Annotated in this window: 18 protein-coding genes; 6 read left to right on the forward strand and 12 right to left on the reverse strand. The window is 64.8% G+C overall.

The genetic code is table 11. The features are described 5' to 3' along the window. Positions 1 to 17: 17 nt before the first annotated feature. On the reverse strand, positions 18 to 647 hold the full coding sequence (locus IPP28_09785) for a DUF47 family protein (GenBank protein ID MBL0041309.1): 630 nt from the start codon (positions 645 to 647) through the stop codon (positions 18 to 20). Positions 648 to 795: 148 nt separating this feature from the next. On the opposite strand from IPP28_09785, the gene IPP28_09790 reads away from it, so the two are divergent. From IPP28_09790 to IPP28_09800, 3 genes are read left to right on the forward strand one after another with little or no spacing between them, the layout of a single operon-like run. Further along, entirely contained in the window at positions 796 to 1,545 is a 750-nt protein-coding gene (locus IPP28_09790) for a sulfite exporter TauE/SafE family protein (GenBank protein MBL0041310.1), read from the forward strand. Positions 1,546 to 1,549: 4 nt separating this feature from the next. Beyond that, positions 1,550 to 2,851, forward strand: a complete 1,302-nt coding sequence (locus IPP28_09795) for an HlyC/CorC family transporter (protein MBL0041311.1) — start codon at positions 1,550 to 1,552, stop codon at positions 2,849 to 2,851. Then, positions 2,851 to 3,498 (forward strand): exopolysaccharide biosynthesis protein, encoded by a 648-nt coding sequence (locus tag IPP28_09800; GenBank protein ID MBL0041312.1) that lies wholly within the window; start codon positions 2,851 to 2,853, stop codon positions 3,496 to 3,498. The genes IPP28_09795 and IPP28_09800 overlap by 1 nt, the downstream gene beginning before the upstream one ends. Here the strand turns inward: IPP28_09800 and IPP28_09805 are convergent. The 3 genes from IPP28_09805 to IPP28_09815 form a co-directional block, all read right to left on the reverse strand. Then, positions 3,491 to 5,587 (reverse strand): EAL domain-containing protein, encoded by a 2,097-nt coding sequence (locus IPP28_09805; GenBank protein MBL0041313.1) that lies wholly within the window; start codon positions 5,585 to 5,587, stop codon positions 3,491 to 3,493. The two genes, IPP28_09800 and IPP28_09805, sit on opposite strands and share 8 nt — an antisense overlap. Further along, positions 5,584 to 6,537, reverse strand: coding sequence for a phosphate/phosphite/phosphonate ABC transporter substrate-binding protein (locus IPP28_09810; protein MBL0041314.1), 954 nt, complete (start codon positions 6,535 to 6,537; stop codon positions 5,584 to 5,586). The genes IPP28_09805 and IPP28_09810 overlap by 4 nt, the downstream gene beginning before the upstream one ends. Positions 6,538 to 6,638: 101 nt before the next feature. Then, positions 6,639 to 7,406: an RNA methyltransferase gene (locus IPP28_09815; protein ID MBL0041315.1), complete on the reverse strand. Its 768-nt coding sequence runs from the start codon at positions 7,404 to 7,406 to the stop codon at positions 6,639 to 6,641. A gap of 122 nt (positions 7,407 to 7,528) precedes the next feature. Here IPP28_09815 and IPP28_09820 point away from each other — a divergent pair, with 122 nt between their 5' ends. Continuing rightward, positions 7,529 to 8,323: an inositol monophosphatase gene (locus tag IPP28_09820; protein MBL0041316.1), complete on the forward strand. Its 795-nt coding sequence runs from the start codon at positions 7,529 to 7,531 to the stop codon at positions 8,321 to 8,323. Positions 8,324 to 8,423: 100 nt separating this feature from the next. Here the strand turns inward: IPP28_09820 and secF are convergent, their stop codons facing one another. The 4 genes from secF to IPP28_09840 form a co-directional block, all read right to left on the reverse strand. Continuing rightward, the gene (gene secF / locus IPP28_09825; GenBank protein ID MBL0041317.1) at positions 8,424 to 9,362 is read right to left on the reverse strand and encodes a protein translocase subunit SecF; all 939 of its coding nucleotides are present in this window, start codon (positions 9,360 to 9,362) and stop codon (positions 8,424 to 8,426) included. 15 nt (positions 9,363 to 9,377) lie between these two features. Then, a complete protein-coding gene (gene secD / locus IPP28_09830) occupies positions 9,378 to 11,243 on the reverse strand; it encodes a protein translocase subunit SecD (protein ID MBL0041318.1) in 1,866 nt (621 codons plus the stop codon). 27 nt (positions 11,244 to 11,270) lie between these two features. Continuing rightward, positions 11,271 to 11,600, reverse strand: a complete 330-nt coding sequence (gene yajC / locus IPP28_09835) for a preprotein translocase subunit YajC (protein ID MBL0041319.1) — start codon at positions 11,598 to 11,600, stop codon at positions 11,271 to 11,273. Positions 11,601 to 11,676: 76 nt separating this feature from the next. Then, positions 11,677 to 12,081, reverse strand: coding sequence for a hypothetical protein (locus IPP28_09840; GenBank protein ID MBL0041320.1), 405 nt, complete (start codon positions 12,079 to 12,081; stop codon positions 11,677 to 11,679). Between IPP28_09840 and IPP28_09845 the strand changes: the two genes are divergently transcribed. After that, positions 12,052 to 12,462: an MGMT family protein gene (locus IPP28_09845; protein ID MBL0041321.1), complete on the forward strand. Its 411-nt coding sequence runs from the start codon at positions 12,052 to 12,054 to the stop codon at positions 12,460 to 12,462. The two genes, IPP28_09840 and IPP28_09845, sit on opposite strands and share 30 nt — an antisense overlap. A gap of 38 nt (positions 12,463 to 12,500) precedes the next feature. Here IPP28_09845 and IPP28_09850 read toward each other — a convergent pair whose 3' ends face one another. Beyond that, entirely contained in the window at positions 12,501 to 14,735 is a 2,235-nt protein-coding gene (locus IPP28_09850) for a DUF1631 family protein (GenBank protein MBL0041322.1), read from the reverse strand. A gap of 116 nt (positions 14,736 to 14,851) precedes the next feature. Here IPP28_09850 and IPP28_09855 point away from each other — a divergent pair, with 116 nt between their 5' ends. Then, on the forward strand, positions 14,852 to 19,810 hold the full coding sequence (locus IPP28_09855; GenBank protein MBL0041323.1) for an NAD-glutamate dehydrogenase: 4,959 nt from the start codon (positions 14,852 to 14,854) through the stop codon (positions 19,808 to 19,810). A 103-nt stretch (positions 19,811 to 19,913) separates the two neighbouring features. Here the strand turns inward: IPP28_09855 and IPP28_09860 are convergent, their stop codons facing one another. From IPP28_09860 to IPP28_09870, 3 genes are read right to left on the reverse strand one after another with little or no spacing between them, the layout of a single operon-like run. Then, a complete protein-coding gene (locus tag IPP28_09860; GenBank protein MBL0041324.1) occupies positions 19,914 to 21,638 on the reverse strand; it encodes an STAS domain-containing protein in 1,725 nt (574 codons plus the stop codon). Positions 21,639 to 21,647: 9 nt separating this feature from the next. After that, positions 21,648 to 23,123, reverse strand: a complete 1,476-nt coding sequence (gene sbcB / locus IPP28_09865) for an exodeoxyribonuclease I (protein MBL0041325.1) — start codon at positions 23,121 to 23,123, stop codon at positions 21,648 to 21,650. Between the two features lie 9 nt (positions 23,124 to 23,132). Next, positions 23,133 to 25,688: an EAL domain-containing protein gene (locus IPP28_09870; GenBank protein MBL0041326.1), complete on the reverse strand. Its 2,556-nt coding sequence runs from the start codon at positions 25,686 to 25,688 to the stop codon at positions 23,133 to 23,135. Between the last annotated feature and the right edge of the window lie 22 nt (positions 25,689 to 25,710).

Raw genomic sequence — 25,710 nt, forward strand, 5'->3', positions numbered from 1 at the left:
AGTGGTCACGCGCGACCTCAGCTGTTCTTGAGGACGATGTGATAGACCACGTTGCCGGCGTCACGGCAGCGGTCGATCGCCTTCTCGATGATCTCGAACAGGTCCTTGCGGATCAGGTAGCGCACCGGATCGGCCTCGTCCTTGTACAACTCGCGGTACAGGTCGAGGATCAGGCGGTCGGCTTCCGACTCGATCGCCTGCAGCTCGTCGTACATCGCCTTGTAGGTCTCGATGGCCATGCCGCGACGCAGTTCGCGGACCATGCGCACGACCACGCCGGCGGCCTTTTCCAGCATCGCCGCGCGCGGCGCGAAATCGACCTGGCCGACGCGGTCGGTGGTCAGCGCGTAGCGTTCGGCGAACTTCTCGACGGCCTTCGGGATCTTGTACAGCGCGGCGCCGAGCGCCTCGATGTCTTCGCGTTCGATCGCAGTGACGAAGGTATTGACCAGTTCGTGGCTGATCTGGGCGGCCAGCTCCTTCTCGCGGTTGCGGGTGCGGGTGAATTCCGCCAGCGAACCGCTCTTGCCCTGATGGCCGAGCAGGGCGGTCAGGGCCTTGGTCGATTCGTGTGCGGCTTCCGCGGATTGCTCCAGCAGGCTGAAGAAGCGGTCGCCTTTTCCGAAGATGGTCTGCAGTGAAAACATGGTCTGGACTCGTGTCGTGGTTTGGAAAGCGGGTGCGCCAGCGGGCGCGATACGGGCATAGGTTATGACCGATAGGTTACAGTCTGGTGACTCGGGTCGGGCTGTCGGGCGACAACCTGTCACTTCGGACCGCTAAGCTCCCGGACTCATGGACCTCAATGAATTCCTGACCTTTGCGGCGATCGGATTCGCCGCTCAGATTGTCGACGGCGCGCTCGGCATGGGCTTCGGGCTGGTGTCGAACGCGGTGCTGCTGGCGATCGGCATACCGCCGGCAGCCTCCAGCGCCGCGATCCACGCCGCCAAGGTCTTCACCGGCGGCGCGTCGGCCTTGTCGCATGCCTGGTTCCGCAATATCGACCGGCGCGTGTTCCTGCATCTGGTGGTACCGGGCATGGTCGGTGGCCTGATCGGTGCCCTGGTTCTGCAGCGGGCGCCGCCCGCCGTGCTGCGTATCGCGATCAGCGCCTATCTGGCCTTGATGGGGCTTTGGCTGCTGCTGCGGGCGATCCGAAACCACGTGGCGCGCAAACGCGTGCATGCCCTCGGCGCGCATGGCACCGGCCTGGTCGCCGGCACGCTGGACGCGATCGGAGGCGGCGGCTGGGGCACGGTCGTGACCTCGTCGCTGATCGCCCAGGGGGCCGAGGCGCGTTACGCCGTTGGCACCACCAATGCCGCCGAATTCTTCGTCGCCATCGCGATCAGCGTGGCCTTGACCGCCAGCCTGGGCGTCGTGCCCTGGGTGTGGCTCGCCGGACTGATCGCCGGCGGCATCCTCGCCGCACCGTTTGCCGCCTGGATGACTCGCCACCTGCCGATGCGCCTGTTGACCGGCATGGTAGGCTTCGCCGTCATTGCGTTGAGCGTGCACTCGCTGTGGCGCCTGCTGCGCTGAACCCATGTCGCTTGAACTGACCATCGTCCTCCTGCTGATCCTCCTGAACGGTTTCTTCGCCTTGTCGGAGATGGCCGTCATGACGGCGCGCAAGACGCGCCTGCGCCAGCGCGCGGGCGACAGCCGTGGCGCCCGCATTGCGCTGGAATTGGCCGAGAAGCCGGAGCGCTTCCTGTCCTCGGTGCAGGTCTGGATCACCCTGATCGGCATCCTCACCGGCTTCTTCGGCGGCGAGTCGATCGCGATGGCGCTGCGCGACGAACTGGCGCTGATTCCGTGGATCGCCCGCCATGCGCAGCCGGTCAGCGTCGGTATCAGCGTCGGCATCATCCTGTTCGTGTCGGTCGTGGTCGGCGAGCTGGTGCCGAAGCGGCTGGCCATCGTGCGCCCGGAGAAGATCGCCACCGCGGTCGCGATCCCGATGCGCATCCTCGCCACGGCTGCGGCTCCTGCGGTCAGCCTGTTGAGCGTGACCACCGAGGCGCTGTTCCGGCTGTTCCCGGTCAAGCACGGCAACGACAGCGACGTGACCGAAGAAGAGATCAAGATGCTGGTCGCGGAAAGCCACGAGCAGGGCGTCATCGACATCGATGAACGCAACATGGTCAATCGCGTGCTGAATCTCGGCGACCGCACCGTCGACAGCCTGATGACACCGCGCACGCGCATCGCCTGGCTGGATGCCGCCGCGTCGCTCGACGACAATCTTTCGGTGCTGCGTGAATCCCGGCATTCGCGCTATCCGGTATTTCGTGGCAGCGATCAGGACGTGCTCGGCGTGGTCGAGACCAAGATGATGGTCGCCGAACTGGCCTCCGGAAAGACGCCGGAGCTGTTCCGCGAGCTGCAGCCGCCGCTGTTCGTGCCGGAGGCGGCCAAGGCCATGCAGTTGCTCGACCAGATGCGCGAGAGCGAAGCCGCGCTGGCCTTTGTCGTCGATGAATACGGCGACATCCAGGGTATGGTCACGATGGGCGACCTGATGGGCGCGGTGTTCGGTCGCCTCGCGCATGCGATCGAGGCCAACGAACAGCCGATCGTCCAGCGCAGCGACGGGTCCTGGTTGATCGACGGCAGTCTGCCGGTGCAGGACCTGCGCGAACTGCTGGGCCTCGACGAATTGCCGCACGAGTCCGATCAGGAATATCGCACCCTGGCCGGCATGTTCATGGCGCAGTTTGGACGCATTCCCGCGGTCGGCGAGCATTTCGCATTCGGCGGTTTCCGCTTCGAGGTCATCGACCTCGATGGCGCGCGCATCGACAAGGCCCTGGTCTCGTCCCTGCCGCCGACGGAAACCGGCTGATGGGCCTGCGCAAGCGCACGCCACGGCCCAAGCCGCCGCGAGTGTCGGATCTGCTCGGGGCGACGCTGGCGGCCTGGGACCAGGAACGCATCGACTTCGGGCAGCTGGTCGATGCGATTCACGAACGTGGCTTCGGCGCGCTGATCCTGCTCGCAGCACTGCCTTGCCTGATTCCGGTGCCGGTGGGTTTCATGGGCGGCATCTTCGGTACCTTGCTCAGCCTGGTCGGACTGCAGATGCTGGCGGGCTTCGACCACCCGTGGTTGCCGGGATTCGTGCGCCGCTTGCAGATTCCGAAGACCTCGGTGGCGAAGTTCGTGCAGGTGCTGGATCCGTGGCTGTCGCGCATCGAGAAGCTGTGCAAGCCGAGCTGGACCTTCTTCCTCAATCGTCACGCACATCGTTTCACCGGCCTGTTGCTGGTCTTCCTCGGCATCGAGTTGGCGTTGCCGGTGCCGATGACGAACATGCCGTTCGCAATCGCGATGATCGGCTATGCCATGGCCTTGCTCGAACGGGATGGTCGCTGGCTGGCTGCACTCTGGGCAGTGACCCTGATCCAGATCGGCGCCGCGTTCTGGTTCGGCGACTGGGTGGTGATGCACCTCGGCGGCTTCATCGAGAGCGTGCGCAGCCTGTTCAGCTGATCGGAACGACGTTGGCCTGGCTGCGATCGCCATACCGCTGGGCGATGATGTGTTCGACCAGCTTCTCGCTGTGCGCGGGTTCGCCGAACCAGTAACCCTGTCCGTACGGGCAATCCAGTTGCCCGAGCACTTCGGCCAAGGCCGCGGACTCGACACCTTCCGCAACCACCGTGATGTCCAGCGAACGCGCCATCGCGATGATGGCGCTGGTCAGCGCCACGTCGTGGCGGTCGGTGAGCAGGTCGGCGACGAAGCTGCGATCGATCTTGACGCCCGATACCGGCACGCGCCGCAAATGGTTGAGACCGGAGAAGCCGGTGCCGAAATCGTCCAGCCACAATTTCACGCCGATCTCGTGCAGGGATTCGAGTGCCGCGATGGCGGCGGATTCGCCATCCAGCAGCGAACTCTCGGTGAGCTCCAGGTGCAGCAGCTCTGCCGCCAGACCGGTGTCGGCCAGCACCTGGGCGACACGGGCCGGGAAGCGGTGGTCGCGCAGTTGCTTCACCGAGACGTTGACGGCGACGAAGGGTGCCCGTCCTGCGCTGCGTGGCCAACGAACGGCGGTGTCGCAGGCGGTGCGCAGGGCGAAGTCGCCGAGCGCATCGATCAGGCCGACGTCTTCGGCGATGCCGACGAACAATGCCGTCGAGACCAGGCCTCGACTCGGGTGATGCCAGCGCAGCAGCGCTTCGGCGCCGTGGATGTGGCCGCTGTCGAAATCGATGATCGGCTGGTAGTGCAATTTCAGTTCATCGCGATCCAGCGCGGCACGCAGGTCCTGTTCGATCGCGAGCCGGTCTTCGGCGAGCCGCGTCAGGTAGTTGGTGAAGTAGCGCGCGCAATTGCGGCCCTGGACCTTGGCCAGGTACATCGCGATGTCGCCGTTCTTGATCAGGCGCGAGGCATCGGCCGCGTCGTCCGGGAACGAGGTGATGCCGATGCTGGCGCTGACATGCAGGAGCTGGTCGGCGACGTTCAATGGAATTCGCAACGACGAGAGCAGCAGCTCGGCGATTTCTCCGGCGCGGCGGCGGGCATCGCGGCCGGACAGCAGCATCACGAATTCGTCGCCGCCGAAACGGGCGATGAAACCCTGTTCCTGCGGGTGTTCGCTGTGCAAGATGTCGCTGAAACGGCGTGCCACGGCCGCGAGGATTTCGTCGCCGACATCGTGCCCGAGGGTGTCATTGATGCGCTTGAAGTCGTCGAGATCGATGAACAGCAAGGCCAGTTCGCCGTCACCTGAGCGCTGCGCGTGCTGGATCGCGTCACCGATGCGCAGTCGCAACGCGATCCGGTTCGGCAAGCCGGTCAAGGCGTCGATGCGGCCAAGCTGTTGCAGTTCGCCCTCGAATCCGGCGAGGCGCTGCTCGACATGGTCGAGCGCGGCCCGCGGGTCGACATCGTTCGCAGCGCCGGCGTGCACGCGTGCGAGCTGTTGCAGTCGCGCGTCGGTACGCAGTCGTGGCACCACGAATCGACGATCGCCGAACGCGAGCAGCCCGACGAAGCTCGTGGCCAGGCCCGCCAACAGCAGCGGGTCGAGCCAGGCCGGCAGTGCTTTCACCGGCAATGGCGCGACTCGGGTATCGCCGCGCTTCAGGGCCAGGCGCAGGGTCGCCAGGCGCTGATCGCCCAGCGTGATCGGGTGTGCGACTTCGATGAAGCGTTCGGCCACGAAGACCTCGGGCCGGGTCGTCGCGGCGGCTTCGGCGGCAAGGGGGTCGTCGGGCTGTTGCCCGAATCGCGCGATGTTGTCGCTGCCGTCATGCAGGATGCGGCCGTCACGATCGAGCAGCAGCACGTAGCCGATGTCGCCGCGATTCAGGGCGCCGCCGAGCACTTCGCCGATGCGTTGCAGGTCGAAGAAATAGGTCGGGTTGACCAGCGATTCCGCGAGCAGGTCGGCGGCGACACGGCCGCGTTCCGCCAAGGCTTCCTCGGCCAGCGCAAACTCGCGTTGTGCCGCAGCATTTGCGACGCGATGCGCCTGCACACGATGCTGCTGCAATGCGACGGCGGCCAGCACCACGACGCACATCGCAACCAGGCTGCCGAGCAGCCACCAGCGCTGCCGCAGGCTCATCGTTCCAGCTCCCGGCGCAGCGGCAGGATGCGTGCGTTCAGTGCCGTCAGCGCACGCCGGGTTTCCGCGTCGATGGCTTCGAAGCGCGCCGTGGCGAAATAGCCGCGCAAGGCGTCGCCGGCGGCAGGGTCTTGATCGATCGCCAGCAAGACATCGCGCAGCGCATCGGCCACCGTGTTTGGCAGGTCCGCACGGACCAGTTCGATCGCACGTGGCACGCTGTCACTCTCGGCGATCACGCGGAAGTCCGCGCGGAAACTCGGCGGCATGCGTCGCGGGTTGTCCCAGTCGAGATTGCTGAAGGCGCCGGCATCGGCGAGGCCCTTGTGGACCCAGGTCGCGATATTGAGTTCCGATCGCGCCAGCAGGAAGCCGACTTCATCCGCCGCGGGACGATCGTCCGGTGTGCCGAGTTCGGTCAGCGGCAGACCCGCACCCAGAAGGGTGATCAGGGGCAGGTAGAAGGCGCTGGTCGACGAGCGTGTCTGCAGCGCAAGGCGTTTGCCGCGCAGATCGGCCAGCGTCTGGATGCCGCTGTCGCGACGCACGAAGACGAGGCTGCGATAGACATTCCGGTCTTCGCGCAGCGCACGCAGGAAAGGTTGGGCGCCCGAGCGGTTTTCGAGTTCGGCAGCCATGGCCGGCGTCTCTGTCACCCAGTCGACACGGCCTCGGCGCAGATAGCCGGCCATCTGCTGCGGGTCGCGGGCGAGTAGTACGGCGCCATCGCGTATGCCCTGTTCGGCCAGCTTCGGAATGACCCGGTCGAGCAGGCCCTTCAGCCGGACATAGTCGGTGCGCGGGTTGTCGGTGATCCGCCCGATGACGATGCGGTCGGGATGTTGCACATCCGCCAGCGACGGCAATGCGATGAAAGCCGCCAGCGCGGCGAGCGCCCATCGCAGTAAAGGTCGCACCTGCAGGAGGCGCCGGCCGTGGGGTTCATTCATCGCGCGGATTCTGGTCGGACCCGGTGTGTGGCCGGGGTTCATCGGGCCCGGACCTTAGCATGCTCGCTCGCAGCTTCGAGGACGCAGCAGTTCCGCATTTTTCACTTGTTGACCACAGATTGTGCCAGTCGCGCCATGCGCTGCGCATCGGCCAGAATGCCCCGCAGGATCATGACTTCGCGGTGGTCGAGATCGGCCCGGTGCAGCATGCGCCGAATGCGCTGCATCAGATGGCCATAGGGCCGCCCCTTGAAGAAGTCGATCTCGGTCAGGGCCTGTTCGAAATGCTCGAACATACGCTCCATCTGCTCGATGCTGGCCGGCGGATGTTCACGCGCCGTCGCCGGCAGTGCCGGAATCGATTGCGCCGCCAAGGCCGCATGGCGCACGCAGAACGAGAGCACTTGCACCGCCTGGGCCAGGTTCAGCGAACTGAATTCGGCCTCGGTGGGAATATGCACGGCCGCATCACATCGGCTCAAGTCCTCATTGGTCAGGCCGGTGCGCTCGGCACCGAACACCAGTGCGACCGGACCTTGCCTTGCCTCGGCCAGCAGCGACTCGGCCGCCGTAGCCGGTTCCAGCAAGGGCAGGCTGATATCGCGCAGGCGTGCCGTGCAGCCGGCGGCAAAGACACAGTCAGCGATCGCTTCGGTGAGCGAGTCACAGACACGCGCGCTGGCCAGGACATCATCGGCGCCCGAGGCGAGTGCGGTGGCGCGCTGGTCCGGAAACAGCTTCGGGCGCACCAGGGCAAGATCGGACAGGCCCATGGTCTTCATCGCGCGCGCGGCGGCGCCGATGTTTTCGGGCAGGGCGGTCTCGATCAGGACGATGCGGATCGGTCGCAGGAATTCGCGCAGGGACATCGGGCTAGTCTAGCCCGCGCCTGAAGCCCGCGTCAGCGCTGGCTTTCAAGCACGCGGCCGGTTTGTTACCCTGCCGCCACTTCGCCCGGCTCCGCGCCGGGCTGTTCTTTCCCGGAGATACCATGCGAAACGGCGCCCTTCACATCGCCATCAAGGCCGCGCGCGCGGCTGGCAACGTCATCACGCGCGCACTGCCCAAACGCGACAGCCTCGTGATCCACGAGAAGGCGCATCTCGATTTCGTCACCGAGGTCGATCGTCTCGCCGAAGCCGAGATCATCAAGGAACTGCGACGATCGTTCCCGACCCATGGGTTTCTCGGCGAAGAGACCGGGCAGGTCGGACCGACCAAGCAGCAATGGGTCATCGATCCGCTCGACGGGACCAGCAACTTCCTGCGCGGCTTCCCGCATTTCTCGGTCTCGATTGCCCTGGTCGAAAAGGGCGAGCCGGTGCTGGGCGTGGTCTTCGATCCGCTGCGCGACGAACTGTTCACGGCGGAAAAGGGTCGCGGCGCACTGCTCAACGATCGGCGCTTGCGCGTGACGCCGCGCAAGGGCATCGAAGGCGCGCTGATCGCGACCGGTTTCCCGTTCCGCCAGCGCAAGCTGTTCGACGATCACCTCGACATGGTCAAGGCCCTGCTCAAGACCGGTGAAGACCTGCGTCGCACCGGTTCGGCCGCGCTGGACCTGGCCTATGTCGCCTGCGGCCGCTTCGATGCCTATTTCGAGATGGGCCTGCAGCCCTGGGACATGGCGGCCGGCGTGCTGCTGGTCCGTGAAGCCGGCGGTCAGGTCACCGATATGCGCGGTGGCGACGGCTTCCTTGCCAAGGGCCATATTGTCGCGGCGAATCTCAACGTCGGCGGCGAACTGCGCAGCGCGATCGAGCCCTTTGTCGGTGGCTTGAACTGACCCTCATCTCGTGGATGCGAGCGGGATTCTCACCCACGACAGACAAAAAGAAAGGCCGGGAGCGATCCCGGCCTTTTGCGTTCTGCACGACGGCTTCCGGTTAAGGACGGCGTGCCAGATCCGACTCGTCCTTGGCACGCGGCAGCAGGTCGATGCGATTGGTGCCGAGCATCAACAGCAGCGGGCAGGCGACGAAGATCGATGACAGCGTACCGATCACGATGCCGATGATCTGCGACTCGGCCATGCCCTTCAGTGCGGAACCGCCGAAGAAGTAGAGCGCCAGCACGGTCAGCAAGGCCACGAACGAGGTGATGATGGTACGCGACAGCGTCTGGTTGACCGATCGGTTCAGCACTTCGTAGGCCTCGACGCGGTGCAGGCTGCGGAAGTTCTCGCGAACGCGATCGAAAACCACGATCGTGTCGTTGATCGAGTAGCCCATCACCGACAGGATGCCGGCGAGCACGTTCAGGTCGAACTCCTTGCCGGTCACCGCGAAGTAGCCGGTACAGATGAGCACGTCGTGCATGGTCGCAAGAATGGCCGCGACCGCAAATTTCCATTCGAAGCGCAGCGAGATGTAAAGCAGGAATCCGAACGCGACGAAGATCACCGCGATCACGCCCTGGCTCGCCAGTTCCTTGCCGACCTGCGGGCCGACGAAGTCGGAGCGGGTGAGCTTGGCCGGGTTGTCGCTGCTTTGAACCGCGGCCAGCACCGAGTCGCCGGTCTTGGTCGCATTCGCCTGGCCGTCTTCGGGCTGCAGTCGCACCACGATGTCGTTGGAGGCACCGAACGTCTGCACCACGGCGTCGGCATAACCCGCCTTGGTCAGGCGTTCGCGCAGGAGCCCGACATCGGCTTCCTTGTCGAACTTCAGTTCGACCACGGTGCCGCCGGTGAAGTCGAGCGCGAAATTGAGGCCACGGGTTGCCAAGGCGCCGATCGCGATCACGAACAGGGCGACCGCGAGGCCGATCGACACCTTGCGCAGGCGCATGAAGTCGAACTTGCTGTCATACGGGAACAGATTCACGTGCGGATCTCCGGATCAGATCGACAGGCGCGCAAGTTTCTTGCGGCCGCTGTAGAAGAGCGAGGCGATGCCGCGCGATACCGAGACCGCGGTGTACATCGAAGTCAGGATGCCGACGCACAGGGACAGTGCGAAGCCGCGGATCGGGCCGGAGCCGAACGAGAACAATGCGACGCCACCGAGCAAGGCGGTAATGTTCGCGTCGAGAATCGTGCCCGAGGCCTTTTCATAGCCGATCGCGATGCTGGCCAAGGGCGATGTGCCGCCGCGTAGTTCCTCGCGGATACGTTCGTTGATCAGGACGTTGGCGTCCACCGACATGCCGACGGTCAGGGCGATGCCGGCCAGGCCGGGCAAGGTGAGGGTGGCGCCGAACAGCGACATCACCGCGACCACCAGCAGCAGGTTGAGCAGCACCGACAGATTGGTGACGACGCCGAACATCTTGTAGTAGATGACAAAGAACGCCATCACGAAACCGAACGAGAACAGTACGGCGCGAACGCCGGCCTTGATGTTGTCGGCGCCGAGGCTGGGTCCGATGATGCGTTCCTCGACGATGTCGATCGGCGCCGAGAGCGAGCCGGCACGCAGCAGCAGCGCCAGTTCGTCGGCTTCACCCTTTTCCAGGCCGGTGGTCTGGAAGTGCTTGCCGAACGGTTCGCGGATGTTGGCGACGCTGATCACTTCTTCCTTCATGCGCGCCGTGCGGATTTCCTTGCCGTCGACGATCTTGGTCTCCGGAATGCGCTCGATGAAGACGACGGCGAGCGGGCGTCCGACGTTTTCTTCGGTGGCGCGCAGCATCTTCTGGCCGCCGGCATCATTGAGGCGGATCGATACCGCCGGCGTGCCGCTGTCCGGGTCGATGGTGCTGGTCGCGGTGACGATTTCATCGCCCTGCGCGATCACGCGGCGACTCAGCAATACCGGCAGGCCGTCGCGCGTGAAGTAGAGCTTGGAGCCGGCCGGGGCGCGCCCGGTCTGCAGCACGTCCTGGATGCGTCCGGCGTTCTCGACATCGGACAAACGATATTCCAGGGTCGCCGTCGCACCGAGGATCTTCTTCGCCGCCGCGGTGTCTTGCACGCCCGGCAACTGCACGGCGATGCGCGAGGCGCCCTGGCGCTGGATCACCGGTTCGGCAACGCCGAGCGCGTTGATGCGATTGCGCAGGGTCGACAGATTCTGTTCGATCACCTGGTCCATCGAGGCGATGCGGGCTTCCTGCGGCACTTTCACCGTCATCGGGAATGAATCGACTGTTCCGGGGAGGTCCAGCAACTGCACCCCGGCGGCCAACGTGGCGATTTCACCCGCGGCCTTCTTGCGGTCGTCGGCGTTGCGCAGCGTGACCAGCACGCCGTCGGCCGCACGCACGGCAGTGCCGCGAATGTCCTTGTCGCGCAACATCGTCTTGATGTCGTCAACCAGGCGCTCGTCGGCTGCTTCGATCACCGCTTTCGAGTCCACTTCCATCAGGAAGTGCACGCCGCCCTGCAGGTCGAGGCCGAGCGTCATCGGATGCGCGCCGAGACTGGACAGCCAGCCCGGAACGGTCGATGCAAGGTTCAATGCCACCGAATAATTCTCGCCGAGCGAGGTGCGCAACATCTCCGATGCACGCAACTGCGTCTCGCCGTCGACCAGGCGCACCAGCAATCGCTTGTCGCTCAATTCGATCGACTTGAATGCGATCTTGGCGCGCTCCAGATCGCCCTGGACCTTTTCCTTGGTCGCGTCATCGAGTACGGCATTGCGACTGGCCGAGATCTGCACCGCAGGGTCCTGCGGGTAGATGTTCGGCAGCGAATAGAGCAAACCGAAGGCCAGCACCACGAAGATGATGGCCTTCTTCCACAGCGGATATTCGAGGGTCATTGCGGGGTTCCCGTTGAGGGAGGCGGCTTACGCCGCCTTGATCGTGCCTTTCGGCAATACGGCGGAGATGGCCTGCTTCTGCACCTTGATCTCGAGCTTGTCGGAAATCTCGACGGTGATGAAGGCATCGCTCATGTCGGTGACGCGGCCGAGGATGCCGCCGGAAGTGACGACTTCATCGCCCTTGCCGAGTCCGTCCAGCATCGAACGGTGTTCCTTCGCACGCTTCATCTGCGGGCGGATGGCGATGAAATAGAAGATCGCGAAGAACACGACCATCATGATCAGGGGCGAAATCGGGTCGGCAGCGGCACTGCCCGCCGCCTGTGCGTGGGCGTCGGAAATCAGGAAGTTCATGGGTCTCGTCTCGTTGTGAGCACCGGACGTGGGGACATTCCGGCACAAAAAAAGGCGGCGGATTATGCCACAGGGGTCAAACCGCGTCCGCGCCCAGATTGATCAGCCGCTCCAGGTTGTCGGCGAGGCGGCCGATCTCGTCGACCAGCAGGTCGATTTCTTCGCTGGTCAGACCGTCGTAGGGGCGGTTCTCGCACAGATGCAGATAGGGCACACCATCGAGATCGCTGACGGCGAGGTAGCCGACGCGCTGTTCCCAGTTGAATCGCAGCGAGCGCTTCGCATCCGACTTCGACAGCGGCGCGATCGGCGTCGAAATGCGCAGATAACGGCGGCCGCCTTCGGTTTCCAGGTCGCCGAGGAAGATGCCCTGGCGGCGTTCGTCGTCAATGTCGAGGTCGAAGCCGATCTGGTAGGGCTCGCTCGCCGTCAGTGCAAAGCGTGCACCGAGATGGGCACGGACGTCTTCGAAACTGCGCATGGTCGTTCTCCAATCCAATACGCTTATGCTAACCGCGTGGACACCGCAGCCGCCATCGCCCGTATTCTCGACACCGTGCGCAGCATTCCTGCGGGCCGCGTCACCAGCTATGGCGAGGTGGCCGCACGCGCAGGACTCAAGGGCCGCGCGCGCATGGTCGGCCGCGTGCTCGGCCTGGCGCCCGAGGACGACCCGGTCCCCTGGTTCCGCGTACTCAAGTCCGACGGTCGCATCGCCTTTCCGGTCGGCAGCGACGCCTACAAGCAGCAGGTGAAGCACCTGCGCAAGGAGGGGGTCGGCGTTTCCAGGACCGGGCGTGTCGACCTCGCTGAGCACGGCTGGTCCAGCGACCTATCGCTGGACGCACTGCTCTGGGGATGAGACCCGAGCGTCAACGGTGAGCGCCGGTTGAGCCGGCATTACGCCGCGCGACTGGTCGCCTGGGCGTCGACCAAGCGACGTTTGACGGCCACCAGCGCCCGCTCGAACAGCGGACCCTGATCGACCGTCTTGATGTGGCCGATCATGATGTCGGTCGCCACGCGGTGCCAGGCGAGGTCGGCGACGAGTTGGCCGTTGCGGTTCACGAACAGGCTGCGCTGGGTCGTCGCACTGTTCCAGATCAGCTTGGCGCGCTGGGATTCGCCCTTCTGGGGATCGCTGATCTCGACCCATTGGCCATTGGCCATGGTCCGCACCCGATTCAGCGCATCGGAATAGGTGATGCCCGCATCTGCGGCTTTCTCGACCACGTCTTGCGGTGGCGCTTCGGCTTCGGCTTCGACCTGTGGCGGCGGTGCATCCGGCAGGTGCTCGGCGTCGATGCGTTCGAACGATTCCGGCGAACTGCCGGGTTTGGCCTCGATTGCGCCCAACAGATCCTTGTAGCGGTTGCGGAATTCCTGCACCACGCCATCGATGTCGTTGTCGTGCATGCCCACCGACGACAACGCTCCGCGCATCGCGCTCACGATCGTCGGCAGCATCGCCTGCCAGTGCGAGCGCTCCACCTCGATGGTGACCGGATCGAAACTCCAGACGAGATCGCGGACCAGCTTGCGGGCCGATTTCCAGTCTTTCGAATCTTCGCCACGGCGGGTCAGGATGAGTTCGAGATGGCGACGCAGCGGGCCGTTCAGCAGCGTGCCGACGACTGGCGGAACGGGCGTGTGTTCGACGACTTCGGCGATCACTTGCTGGCTGGTGCGCTGTGCACTCAGCCGGCGCTCCTGCGCTTGCGCTGCCTCGGCCGAGCGCTTTTCCAGCAGTTGGGCACGCTTCTGCTCGTTGGCCATGAAGGCGCGCAGGTCCTGATGCACGCGATCGACACCGGTGTCGGCGGTGGTGCCGCTGTCGCTCTCGGACACCGCTGCAGCCACGGCAGACTTGATCTGTTCGAGCACGCGGCCGTCGCGGTCACTGTTCGGGCTCCATGACCGACCGACTTCGGCGGCGCTCTCCATCAGTGCACGCAGCGGATGATCGCTGCGGTCGAACACGTGCCCGCCACGCAAGGCAGTTCGCAACAGGGGCACGCGCAATGGCGTGAGCGCCTGCTGCACCTCCTTGGGCAGGGATTCGTCGCGGGCGACGAAATCGAACATCAGCGACACCAGATCGATCGCGTTCTCGACTTGTTCGCTGAGCACGCCATTGCCCGGCTTGCCATTCGCATCGGTCGTCAGCATGCGCCGCAAGTCGGCGCCGAACTGCTCGCTTTCGACCGTGCCGGGATCTGAAATCTGGCCGAGCCGGCGTTCGACCGCAGCGGCATCCAGTTCGACTGCGCCGCCGCCTTCCGCGATGGCCGAGCGCGGGCGTGAAGCGGTGAGCAGCTTGGTAATTTCGTTCGCGAGTGCGCCCAGATCGATCTGCGGCGCTATGGCGGAAGCCATGGCATTGTTTGGATCGCCAGTCGCCGGCGCAACCGGGGCGGGCGCCGGATCGGCACCTGCCCGGCGGACGTGGGTCAACTTCAGTTCCGGCAGGACGCCAGCCTCGAAAAGCAGCTTGTTGCCGTCCTGGATGGCATCGGCGGTGGCGTCGGCGATGTGGCGTTCGATGCGCTTGAGCAGCACCAGTCGCGATTCCAGCCCGATCGGCAGACTCGACAAGGCGGCACGGAGCGCTTCGGCGAGGACACTGCCCGACAGCGGTATCAGGGTGTCGGACTCCGCACGTTGCAGCAGGTGTTGCAGACGGCGTGTCAGTTCCAGTCGCGGACGACCGACGCCATCGTCGCAGCGTGTCGCGATTCGGGTAATGGCCAGCCCGAGTTCCAGTTCGCTTTCGTCGACCAGGCTGAGTTCGTCGGCGGTGCTGTCGACTCGCGACGCATCCTTGTGCATGCTGCGACCGTGCAGGAAAAGCGAGAATGCGCCACGCACTGCCGCATCGAAACGGTCGGTCGCGCCATCGCGCGTGCGGCGCAGCGATCGCAAGTCATCGAAATACAACTGCTTCAGGGTGCCGTCGTTGGTCTTCTCCGACATTTCGAACAAGGTGTCGTCGACCTCGGTGAAGGCCTGCTGCAACGCCGTCTTGAGTCCATTGGCCGCGACATCGCGAACGCCTGCGACGAGTCGTTGCGCCAAGTCGCCGGGTTCGGGGGAGGTACGTCGGGCTTGGAGGTCGACGATGTTGCCGTTGCTCATTGCGAGTTCCCCGAGGATGTTGCGACTCTAGCCGCCGTGCTGCCGCAAAGTGTGCCGACGTTCACATTTGCGGCATTCTTTGACGCCGTTGGGCAATGTGACAAACGGTAGCATTGATGCGGGTTTGCGACGAATTTTTGCATGCCTTGACGTGCATCCTCAGCAGGCGCTTTCAAACGATTGTTTCTCTGGTTCTTGCGGGATACCCCCCGGTATCCTTCGCGCCCCGTTTCAGGTCCTTGGTTGCCGCCGTCATGCCGAACAAGAATGCACTCGTCGAGGCGGTCCTCGCCCAGTTGAAACCCGGATTCAGCGCCGCCCGGCTGGGCATTGCCCAGACCTTTGTCGGGCTGTTCTTCCGGCGAGTGCCGGACGAGGACATGGCCGGCCGCGAGCTGACCGACTGGGCCGGCCTGGCGCGCGATGCGCTCGACTTCCTGCAGGTTCGCACCGGGGACAGCGCTCTGGTCCGCGTTTACAACCCGAATCACGCCGAGCATGGCTGGGAATCGTCCCACACCGTCGTGCAGGTGCTGACCGACGACATGCCCTTTCTCGTCGATTCGGTGACCCTGGCCATTTCCAATTGCGACAACTTCGTCCATGCGGTGGTGCATCCGGTCGTGCAGGTGGACCGCGACGCAGGCGGCCACGTGCTGGGCATGCACGAGGAGTCGGCGACGGGTGGTCGCGGCAAGGCCGAGTCGTTCATGCATTTCGAGATCGATCGCCGCGCTGATCCCGAAGAAATGTCGCGTTTGGCCGAAGCCGTGCAGCGCGCGCTCCATGACGTTCGCGCCTGCGTCCGTGACTGGGCGGGCATGCGCGCGAAGATGCACGAGATCGCCGAAGACCTGGCGGCGCGTCCGCTGCCGGTCGATGCCAGTGCGCGCGTCGAGTTGCAGGAATTCCTGCGCTGGGCCGCCAACGACCACTTCACCTTCCTCGGTTATCGCGAATACACGACGGCGAAGCAGGGTAGCGAAGACGTGCTGCTGGCGGTCGACGGCTCCGGGCTTGGCATCCTGCGCGGCCAGGAAGCGCGGCCGCGACCGCTGAAGTCGCTGGCGGCGCGCGATGTGCCGGACAGCGAAGGCGGCAAGGTCGTCATCATCACCAAGACCAATGCCCGCTCGAACGTGCACCGTCCGGGCTACATGGACTACATCGGCATCCTGCGTTTCGACGCGAATGGCAAGCCGGTCGCCGAAGAACGCTTTCTCGGGTTGTTCACGTCCTCGGCCTACACCGCGCGGCCCTGGGACATACCGCTGGTGCGCAAGAAGTACGAGTCGGTGATGCGCGACTCCGGCTTGAAGCCGGCCGGTCACAGTGGCAAGGCGCTGCGCCACATCCTCGAAACCATGCCGCGTGACGAAATGCTGCAGGCGGCGACCGGCGAGATCCACGACACCGCGATGTCGGTGCTGGCGCTGCAGGAACGTGCCCGCACGCGCCTGTTCCTGCGCCGCGACATCTATGGCCGCTTTTACTCCTGCCTGGTGTTCCTGCCGCGCGACCGATTCACGCAGGCGGTGCGCGAGCGCATCGAGATCCTGCTGCGCGAGACCCTGGAGGGCGAGCGGGTCGATTCCACCGTGCATGTCGGCGACGAACCGCTGGCGCGTCTGCATCTGACGATTCGCCCCAAGGCCGGTGCGCGCGTCGATGTCGATGTGTCGGCACTGGAAATGCGCATCGCCCAGATCGTGCGCAATTGGTACGACGAACTGCGCGATCTGCTGGTCGCCAAGCACGGCGAGGAACGTGGCCTCAAGCTTGCGACGCGCTACGGCAAGGCCCTGCCGATGGGTTATGTCGAATCGAGTTCGACGGAACTCGCCGCCGCCGACGTCGAAACCTGTGCGGCCCTGAAGAGCGCTGACGACTTGCGTCTGGCGCTGTACCGCGCGCCGGGGGACAGCGTGCGCCTGCGCCTCAAGCTGTTCCGATTCGGTGCGCCGATTGCATTGTCGGAAGCGTTGCCGATGATGGAGAACATGGGTCTGCGCGTGTTGTCCGAGCATCCGTTCGAGATGACGCTCGGCGCGGGTTCGCGCATCTTCATCCAGGACTTCGAAGTGCAGCCGCAGGCAGGCATCGAGGTCGATCCGGAACAGGTACGCGACAGCTTCCAGGCTGCGTTCGAACGCACCTGGCGTGGCGATGTCGAGAGCGACGGCTTCAATCGCCTGATTCTCTCCGCGCGGCTGAACTGGCGCCAGGTCGCGATGCTGCGTGGCTACTGCAAGTACCTGCTGCAGATCGGCGTGCCGTTCTCGCAGGCCTACATGGAAGAGGCGCTGAATCGCTACCCGCAGATCGCGCGCCAGCTTGCGGAATTGTTCGAAGCCAAATTCGATCCGGCGCGCAGCGACCATGCCGCCAAGCTCGATATCGCATCGAAGGCCTTGAAGCCCATGCTTGACGGCGTCTCGAGTCTCGACGACGACCGCATCCTGCGCAGTTTCATCACGGTGATCCACGCGACGCTGCGTACCAACTACTACCAGCTCAAGCACGACAAGCCGCGCGATTATCTCTGCTTCAAGTTTGATCCGGCCAAGATCCCGGACCTGCCGAAGCCGCGGCCCTATCGCGAGATCTTCGTCTACTCGGCGCGGGTTGAAGGCGTGCACCTGCGCTTCGGGCCCGTCGCGCGCGGCGGATTGCGCTGGTCCGATCGTCGCGAGGATTTCCGGACCGAAGTGCTCGGCCTCGTCAAGGCGCAGATGGTCAAGAACACCGTCATCGTGCCGGTCGGTGCGAAAGGCGGATTCTTCGTGAAGAAGCCGCCGATCGCTGGCGACCGTGATGCACAGTTGGCGGAAGGGATCGCCTGCTATCGCATCTTCATCAATGCGCTGCTCGACATCACCGACAACTTCGTCGGCGATGCGCTCGTGCATCCGCAGCAGGTCGTCCGCCATGACGCCGACGACCCGTATCTCGTGGTGGCTGCAGACAAAGGCACCGCGACCTTCTCCGACATCGCCAACTCGATTTCTCTGGAGCACGATTTCTGGCTCGGCGATGCGTTCGCCTCCGGTGGCTCGGTCGGTTATGACCACAAGGGCATGGGCATCACCGCGAAAGGTGGCTGGGAGTCCGTCAAGCGTCACTTCCGCTCGCTCGGTCGCGACTCGCAGGCGCAGGAGTTCAGCTGCGTCGGTGTCGGCGACATGTCCGGTGACGTGTTCGGCAATGGCATGCTGCTGTCCGAGCACATTCGCCTGCTCGCGGCATTCGACCACCGCCACATTTTCCTGGACCCGAATCCGGATGCTGCGGTGTCGTTCAAGGAGCGCAGCCGCCTGTTCCACGTGCCGCGATCGAGTTGGGACGACTACGACAAGACACTGATATCGGCTGGCGGCGGGGTGTTCCCGCGCTCGGCCAAGACCATCGCGATCACGCCGCAGGTATGCGTGGCACTCGGCATCGCCGAGGGCACCGAGTCGATGACGCCGAACGAGTTGATGACCGCGATCCTGAAGGCGCCGGTCGATCTGCTCTGGAATGGCGGCATCGGCACCTACGTGAAATCGTCGGCGGAAACGCATGCCGATTGCGGTGATCGTGCCAACAACGCGATCCGCATCAATGGTCGCGACCTGCGCGCGAAGATTATCGGTGAGGGCGGCAACCTGGGCATGACCCAGCGCGGCCGTATCGAGGCGGCCCTCAACAGGGTGTTGCTGAACACCGATTTCATCGACAACTCGGCCGGCGTGGACACGTCCGACCACGAGGTCAACATCAAGATCCTGCTCAACGACATCGTGGCGCGCGGTGCATTGACGATGGCGGCGCGCAACGAATTGCTGGCCGAGATGACCGACGAGGTCGGCACCCTGGTGCTGCGCGACAACTATCTGCAGAACCAGGCGATCAGCGTGATGGAACGCATGAGCGTGTCGCGTCTCGGGTCGAAGCAGCATTTCATCCGCACGCTCGAATCCAAGGGGCTGCTTGATCGCCAGCTCGAATTCCTGCCGAGCGATGCCGAGTTCAGCGAGCGCAAGGCGCGCGGCCTCGGGTTGACGCGCCCGGAACTCTCGGTGCTGCTGTCGTATTCGAAGATCGTGCTGTTCAATCAGTTGCTTGAATCCGACGTGCCCGAAGATCCGTTCCTGTCGGCCGAGCTGGTGCGGTATTTCCCGAAGCCGCTGCAAGGGCGTTATGCCAGCGAGATGCAGGGTCATCGCCTGAAGCGGGAAATCATCGCGACCGCGGTGACGAACTCGATCGTCAACCGCATGGGCGCGACCTTCGTGATGCGCATGCAGGAGGACACCGGCGAATCGCCGGCGCAGATCGCGAAGGCGTATGCCATCGCGCGTGAACTGCTCGATGCACGCAGCATCTGGGCTGCGATCGAGGCACTGGACGGCAAGGTGCACGGCGATGCCCAGATCGACGCGATGCTGCAGGTCTGGCATTTGATCCGCAACTTGACGCGCTGGTTGCTGAACCTGCCGGGCGGGCGCCTCGATATCGCCGGCGCGGTGACGCGTTATGGCGCCAGTTTCAAGGAATTGCGTGATGGTCTTGCCGGCGTGTTCGCCGAGACCGATCGGCAGATCGCGCGCCAGTCGCGCGAGCGCTGGGTCAAGGCTGGTTTCGATGAGGCCCTGGCGGATCGATTGTCCGGGCTGCCGGCATTGGCCTCGGGCCTGGATGTGGTCGAGGTCGCGCTGGAGCGCAAGCTGCCGCTGAAGCAGGTCGCCAAGGTGTATTTCAACCTCGGCGAAGCCCTGCACCTGAAGTGGCTGATGACAAAGATCGACGAGTTGCCGGTCGAGGGGCGCTGGCATGCGCATGCGCGTGGCGTGTCGCGCGACGAATTGTTCGCGCAACAGCGCGCACTGGCCGCGCAGGTACTTGAACGCGGTGACGGCAAGGCCGATGGTGCGGCCCTGGTCGATGCCTGGATCAAGCGCGACGATGCCCCGCTCAAGTTCACGCTGGCGATGTTTGCCGACATGCGCTCGCAGGTGAACATGGACTACCCGACCGTGTCGGTGGCGGTACGTCGTTTGGCGCAGCTGGTGCAGGCCGGTTCGCGCGGCTGATTTGGCGCCTGAAGAGCATTCGGGCCACAAGTGGCCCTCTTACAAGAAGCCTGATCGCGCTCTGTAGGAGGCCCACTTGTGGCCCGATGCTTTTTGACGCCATTCAAAGCCCGATTCGCTGTTCCAATTGCGCCAGGAACTCTCGAGCCGTCTCGACCGCGATCTGGAAGTCGTCGGCGAGCAGCAGCAGGTTCGGGTGTTCGAGGACGTGCATCGCCATCAGCACCTGGTGCGGCTGCGCTTGCAGGCCCGAGAAAAACACCTTGATGCCGAGCCGGTCGGAGCGGTCGAGGAATTGGCGGATCGCCTGTGCGCCCGACGCGTCGATCAGCGGCACGCGACGCAGGCGCAGGATGAAGAGTTTGGGCCGCACTGCGAACTGATCGAGCACGTCGTCGAGCCGGTTCGCGACGGCAAAGAACAGCGGTCCGGAGATCTGGAAGGCCTCGACGCCGTCGGGGAGTTGCGATCGCTGGTCCGGCTGCGTGCGTGCGGTGATGTCTTCCTCGTCGTCCTCGATCAGCTTGCGCCCGGATTCGATCTCGACGACTTCGCTCATGCGGTGCATGAACAGGAAGGCGGCCAGCACGACACCCACTTCGATCGCGATGGTCAGGTCGGCGACGACGGTCAGCGTGAACGTCACGAGCAGGACCACGCGGTCGCCGACCGGCCCGCGCAGCAGGTGCTTGACGTGTTCGATTTCAGCCATGTTCCAGGCCACGACGAGCAGCACCGAGGCCAGGATCGCCAGTGGCACGTCGGTCATCGTCGGCGCCGCAACCAGCATGAAAACGAGCACGAACGCCGCATGCAGGATGCCGGCGAGCGGCGAGCGCGCGCCGGCACGCACGTTGGTCGCGGTGCGTGCGATCGCGCCGGTCGCCGGCAATCCGCCGAACAGGGCCGAGCCGCAGTTCGCGATGCCTTGCGCGACCAGTTCCGCATTCGAGCGATGGCGGCCGCCGATCATGCCGTCCGCCACGACCGCCGAAAGCAAGGATTCGACGCCGGCGAGGAACGCGATCGTGAAGCTCGCCGGCAGCATCTCGAAAGTGCGTTCGAAGGGGATATGCGGGAACGCGAACGCCGGCAGCGTCGCCGGAATGCCGCCAAAGCGCGTGCCGATCGTGTCCACCGGCAGCGCCGTGACATGGACCAGCAAGGCCGCGAGCGCGACCACGATCAGGAATCCGGGCCAGCGCGGACGCCATCGTCGCAGCACCACGATCGCCGCGAGGCCGCCGAGGCACAACAGCGTGGTGGCGAGGTCGGCACTGTCGAAGGCCGCGACGTAGGCGCGCCAGCGCGGCAGGAACTCGGGCGGCACCTTCGCGATGTCGAGGCCGAGCGCATCCTTGATCTGGCTGGAAAAGATGCTGACCGCGATGCCGGCCGTGAAGCCGACGATCACCGGCTGCGGCATGTACTTCATCAGGGTGCCGAGGCGCAGCAAGCCGGCGGCGATCAGCATCAGGCCGGCGAGCAAGGTGCACAGGATCAGGCCGCCGTAGCCGAAGCGCTCGATCACGACGAAGACCACCGGAATGAAAGCCGCCGTCGGTCCGCCCACCTGGACGCGCGATCCGCCGAAGAACGAAATCAGGAACCCGGCGATGATGGCCGTGTGCAGTCCCTTTTCCGGGGTCGTGCCTGAAGCGATGGCCAGCGCCATCGCCAGCGGCAGGGCGACCACCGCAACCGTGAGCCCGGCGACGAGATCGTGGCGGAAATCGGCGACGCCATAACCGCGGCGCAGCACGCTGACGAGCTTCGGCACGTACAAATGCCAGAGCGCGCGCGGAGCATTGCGGGGCAGGGCGACCATGTGTGCTGATTAGATCGCAGCGGCGGCCTCTGGGTAAAGGTGCACCTCGCGCTCGATGTCGAACAGCCAGGCATCGAGCGCGTCGAGGAGTTCCTGGTCGCGTGTCGTCGTCGTGGTCGCACGCAGATCGGCAATGCGCAATTGTCGAGCGGCAAGACTGCGAGAGGCATCGTCGCGGCCGTCGATCAGGCGGGCGCGCACCCAGGACTGGAAGCGCGTGGTCTCGTCCGCATCGAGCGTGTCCGGGTGATGGCGGGCGCGATACCGAAACAGCAGTTCGCGATAGCGCGGATCGCGCAGCCGGGCGTCGAAGCCGGCGAGTTCCGCGGGGGCCGCGCGACGGATCTTCGGCAGCAGCGCCAGGTCGGATTCGGGCGGAAGTCCGCCGTAAAGATCGGCTTCGGCGTCGTTGCCGGCGAAGTCGCGCTCGTTCGCAAACACCAGGGCGAGTTTGGCCGAGAGCAAGCCGCGGTATTCGCCCAGTTGCTCGACATGGCGCTGGCAACGCACCGGATCGAGCGCAATGCGATCGAGATCGACACCGGCCAAGGCACTCGCCGGTGCCAGCACCGGGCAGCGATTCAGGTGCACGGTCTTCAGCGGAATGCGTTCGATGTCGTCAGGCAAATCGGCGCGTGGCACGAAGACGCGATCGCGAATGTCGTCGACGTCAAGGTCCAGCAAACTGGACGGATCCGACATCAGATCGAACACGATCACGCCCTGCGGACTGGATGGATGCGCGGCCAGCGGAATGACCAGGGTGGTGCAGCCGCGCTGCGCCGGGAAGCGCGTCGAGGTGTGCAAGATCATGGCCGGCTTCGCCAGGTCGAGCAGGCGCCCGGCCGAACGCTTGTCGCGATGCGTGAGCAGGAACTGCCAGAGTTTCGGTTGCGCGCCGCGCATCCGTCGCGCCAATGCAAGGGTCGCACGCACGTCCACCAGCGCATCGTGCGCGCCCGCGTGGTCGATGCCGTTTGCGGCGGTCAGGTGTTCGAGCCGGAACGAGGGCGCGCCGTCGTCTCGGGCCGGCCAGTCCATGCCTTGCGGCCGCAGCGCGTAGGCGGCCCGCAGCGGGTCGATCAGATCCCAGCGTGAGCAGCGGTTGCGCCATTCACGGTCGTAAGGCGGAAAGAAGTTGCGCCACAGCCCATGCCGGGTCAGTTCGTCGTCGAAGCGGATCGAGTTGTAGCCGAGCGCGCAACTGCCGGGCACGGTCATGGCCTCGTGCACGCGCGCGAAAAATTCCGGTTCCGGAACACCGTCGCGTTGTGCGATCTGCGGCGTGATGCCGGTGATCAGGCAGGCATCGGGATCGGGCAGGACATCGCGCGTCGGCTGGCAATGGAATGCGATCGGCTCGTCGATCTCGTTCAATTCGGCATCGGTGCGGACCGCCGCGAACTGCGAGGGCCGATCGACACGCGGACGCGCACCGAAACTCTCGTAGTCGTGGAACAGGAAACTTGCGGGTCCGTCCGCCATGACGCGGCCTCAGCTCGCCTCGCGCATCGGTGTGCCTTCCTGGTGGCCGACCTGCGCAAAGGGCAGGGCGCGTTCCAGACCGACTTGCGGTTCGCCGATGAAGTAACCCTGGATGTAGTCGACGGCGCAGTCGCGCAGCAGCGGTAGGATCTGCGGACGATCGACGAATTCTGCGACCGTGAGCTTGCCCACCGAATGCGCGATGCCGGTGATGGCCTTGACCACCGCCTGGTCGACCTTGTCGTCGACGAGCCCTTGAATGAACGATCCGTCGATCTTCAGGAAGTCGACGTCGAGGTGCTTGAGGTGCGAGAAGGTCGAAAAGCCGACGCCGAAATCGTCCAGCGCGAACTGGCAGCCGAGCGCGCGCAAGTGGCCGATCAGGGCCCGCGCCGATTCGAGGTTGCTGACCGCGCGCGACTCGGTGATCTCGAACACCAGTTGCCTGGCTTCGACATCGAATTCCACCAGCTTGTCGGTGACGAAGCTGGCGGTGGCGGGATTGATCAGCGACTGCGCCGACAGGTTCAGCGACAGCTTCACGCGCCGACCCTGACGCGCGGTTTCGCGCAGTGCGCGCAACGCGTTGTGGATCACCCAGCGATCGATGTCGAGCATCATGCCGAAGCGCTCCGCGGTCGGCAGGAAGGCGTCGGGGGCGAGCAGGCGCCCCTGACTGTCGCGCAGGCGCAGCAGCACTTCGAAATAGGGTTCGAGCTTGACACCGCTGTTCGAGGGGGTGTCGCCGAAATCGGCCAGTGGCACGATCGGCTGATAGCTCAGCACGAAGCCGTCGCTGCGCAGTGCTTCCTCGAGTCGCGTCGACCAGCCGAGCTCCATGTCCATGCTGGCGCGCTGGTCGGAGTCCTGCGAAAACACATGGGTCTGGTTGCGCCCGCCGTTCTTCGCCAGATGACAGGCGATGTCGGCATTCGCCATCGCTTCCGCAGACGACTCGGTGTGCTTGTCCATTTTCGCGACGCCGATCGACACGGTGATGCGATAGGTCTTGCCGGCGTAGACGAATGGGTGCGAGGTCAGCGCACGGCGGAATTCGTCGGAGACCGAGTCGATATCCATGCTGGTGACGTTGCGCAGGATGATCGCGTACTCGTCGCCGCCCATGCGCGCCAGATGATCGGACTGGCGCAGTCGTGATTTCAGCCGCGCGCTCACTTCGACCAGCAGCTGGTCGCCGGCGCTGTGGCCGGCCGTGTCGTTGATGTACTTGAAGCGGTCGACGTCGATGAACAGCAGCAGCGAGGTTTGTTCCGAACGTTTCAGGCGCGACACTTCCTGTTCAAGCTGGCTCTCGAAGAAGGCGCGATTGTGCAGCTTGGTCAGGGAGTCGTGACTGGCCTGCCAGCGCAGCTCTTCTTCCAGCACGCGGCGCTGCGACACGTCGCGGAAGGCCACCACCGAGCCTTCGCGGACGCCGTCCACGTTCATCGGGAAGACCGTGCATTCGACCGGAATCGGCCGTCGGGCCGCGCTGATGAAGACCGTTTGCCAATTCGGGACCTGCGAACCTTGCGTGTAGCACTGGCTGAGAAAACAGGCCGAGCGCGGCATCGGCGCGCCGTTCTCGAAGGCATGGTGGAACTTCTCGTAGGCCGACTGTCCGACCAGATCCGACACGTCGGCGTATCCGAGCAGGTCGACCGCGGCGGGGTTCACGAACTGGATGACGCCGCTGCGATCGACTCCATACACGCCGTCGCCGACTGACGACAGGATGCCCTGCAGGCGACGACGCTCCGCATCGACCATCTTGCGATCGCTGACCATTCTCGCCAACGAATGCAGACGCGCCAGGAACAGCTCCTTGGCTTCGCTCTTGAACATGCATTCGATCGCGCCCGAGGCCAGCGAATCGTTGATCACCTGGTCCGAATAGGTGCCGGTGATGACTGCGCAGATCGCACTGCTGCTGCTCGAGTCGGCTTTCAGCGCGCGGATCAGCTCGGTCCCGTTTTCGCCGGGCATGAAGTAGTCGGTGACGACGATGTCGGATGGATTCGCCGCGAACTTGGCCTTGCCCTCGACCACGCTGGACGCCACCTCGACCTGATAACCCTGCTTCGCCAGCAATTTCTGGAACGCCAGACGCACCGTGGCGGAGTCGTCGACCAGCAGCACGCGCATGTTCGCGTGCGTGGTGGCATCGAGCGAAATCGCACTGGGCTGGGTCGGGCGCATCAGCTTCTGCAGTGCCTCGCCGGCCTCGTTGTAGTCGCCCCAGTTCAGCAATGCCGAGCGCGGGCGCTTCATCATCCAGTTGACCGCGCCGGGGCTGGACGAGTCGGCCAGCACCAGCACCGGAAGATGCTCATACTGGTCGCGGCTGAGCAGGTCGAACACTTCGTCGGCCATCGGTTCGCCGTAATCCGGCCAGCCCACCGCACAGGCGACGATCTCGCTCGACGTCCGCGGCATCCGCTGCAGCAACGCCAGCGTCTCCGAAAAATTCTGCATCGCCTGCACCGTGAATCCGGCACCGACCAGCACCGACGACATCGCGCGACGGCGCGTGGTGGACGTTTCAGCAAGCAAGACAGCAGTCAAGGCGTCGCTCTCGGATCCGGAG

The organism is Lysobacterales bacterium, assembly GCA_016721845.1.
GTDB lineage: Bacteria > Pseudomonadota > Gammaproteobacteria > Xanthomonadales > Ahniellaceae > JADKHK01.

Coding starts and splice junctions, on each gene's coding strand:
- IPP28_09790 (MBL0041310.1), top strand. CDS start 796: ATGGACCTCAATGAATTCCTGACCTTTGCGGCGATCGGATTCGCCGCT.
- IPP28_09785 (MBL0041309.1), bottom strand. CDS start 647: ATGTTTTCACTGCAGACCATCTTCGGAAAAGGCGACCGCTTCTTCAGC.
- IPP28_09815 (MBL0041315.1), bottom strand. CDS start 7,406: ATGTCCCTGCGCGAATTCCTGCGACCGATCCGCATCGTCCTGATCGAG.
- IPP28_09850 (MBL0041322.1), bottom strand. CDS start 14,735: ATGAGCAACGGCAACATCGTCGACCTCCAAGCCCGACGTACCTCCCCC.
- IPP28_09795 (MBL0041311.1), top strand. CDS start 1,550: ATGTCGCTTGAACTGACCATCGTCCTCCTGCTGATCCTCCTGAACGGT.
- IPP28_09800 (MBL0041312.1), top strand. CDS start 2,851: ATGGGCCTGCGCAAGCGCACGCCACGGCCCAAGCCGCCGCGAGTGTCG.
- yajC (MBL0041319.1), bottom strand. CDS start 11,600: ATGAACTTCCTGATTTCCGACGCCCACGCACAGGCGGCGGGCAGTGCC.
- IPP28_09810 (MBL0041314.1), bottom strand. CDS start 6,537: ATGAATGAACCCCACGGCCGGCGCCTCCTGCAGGTGCGACCTTTACTG.
- IPP28_09855 (MBL0041323.1), top strand. CDS start 14,852: ATGCGGGTTTGCGACGAATTTTTGCATGCCTTGACGTGCATCCTCAGC.
- IPP28_09805 (MBL0041313.1), bottom strand. CDS start 5,587: ATGAGCCTGCGGCAGCGCTGGTGGCTGCTCGGCAGCCTGGTTGCGATG.
- IPP28_09860 (MBL0041324.1), bottom strand. CDS start 21,638: ATGGTCGCCCTGCCCCGCAATGCTCCGCGCGCGCTCTGGCATTTGTAC.
- IPP28_09845 (MBL0041321.1), top strand. CDS start 12,052: ATGGGCACGGACGTCTTCGAAACTGCGCATGGTCGTTCTCCAATCCAA.
- IPP28_09840 (MBL0041320.1), bottom strand. CDS start 12,081: ATGCGCAGTTTCGAAGACGTCCGTGCCCATCTCGGTGCACGCTTTGCA.
- secD (MBL0041318.1), bottom strand. CDS start 11,243: ATGACCCTCGAATATCCGCTGTGGAAGAAGGCCATCATCTTCGTGGTG.
- IPP28_09820 (MBL0041316.1), top strand. CDS start 7,529: ATGCGAAACGGCGCCCTTCACATCGCCATCAAGGCCGCGCGCGCGGCT.
- sbcB (MBL0041325.1), bottom strand. CDS start 23,123: ATGGCGGACGGACCCGCAAGTTTCCTGTTCCACGACTACGAGAGTTTC.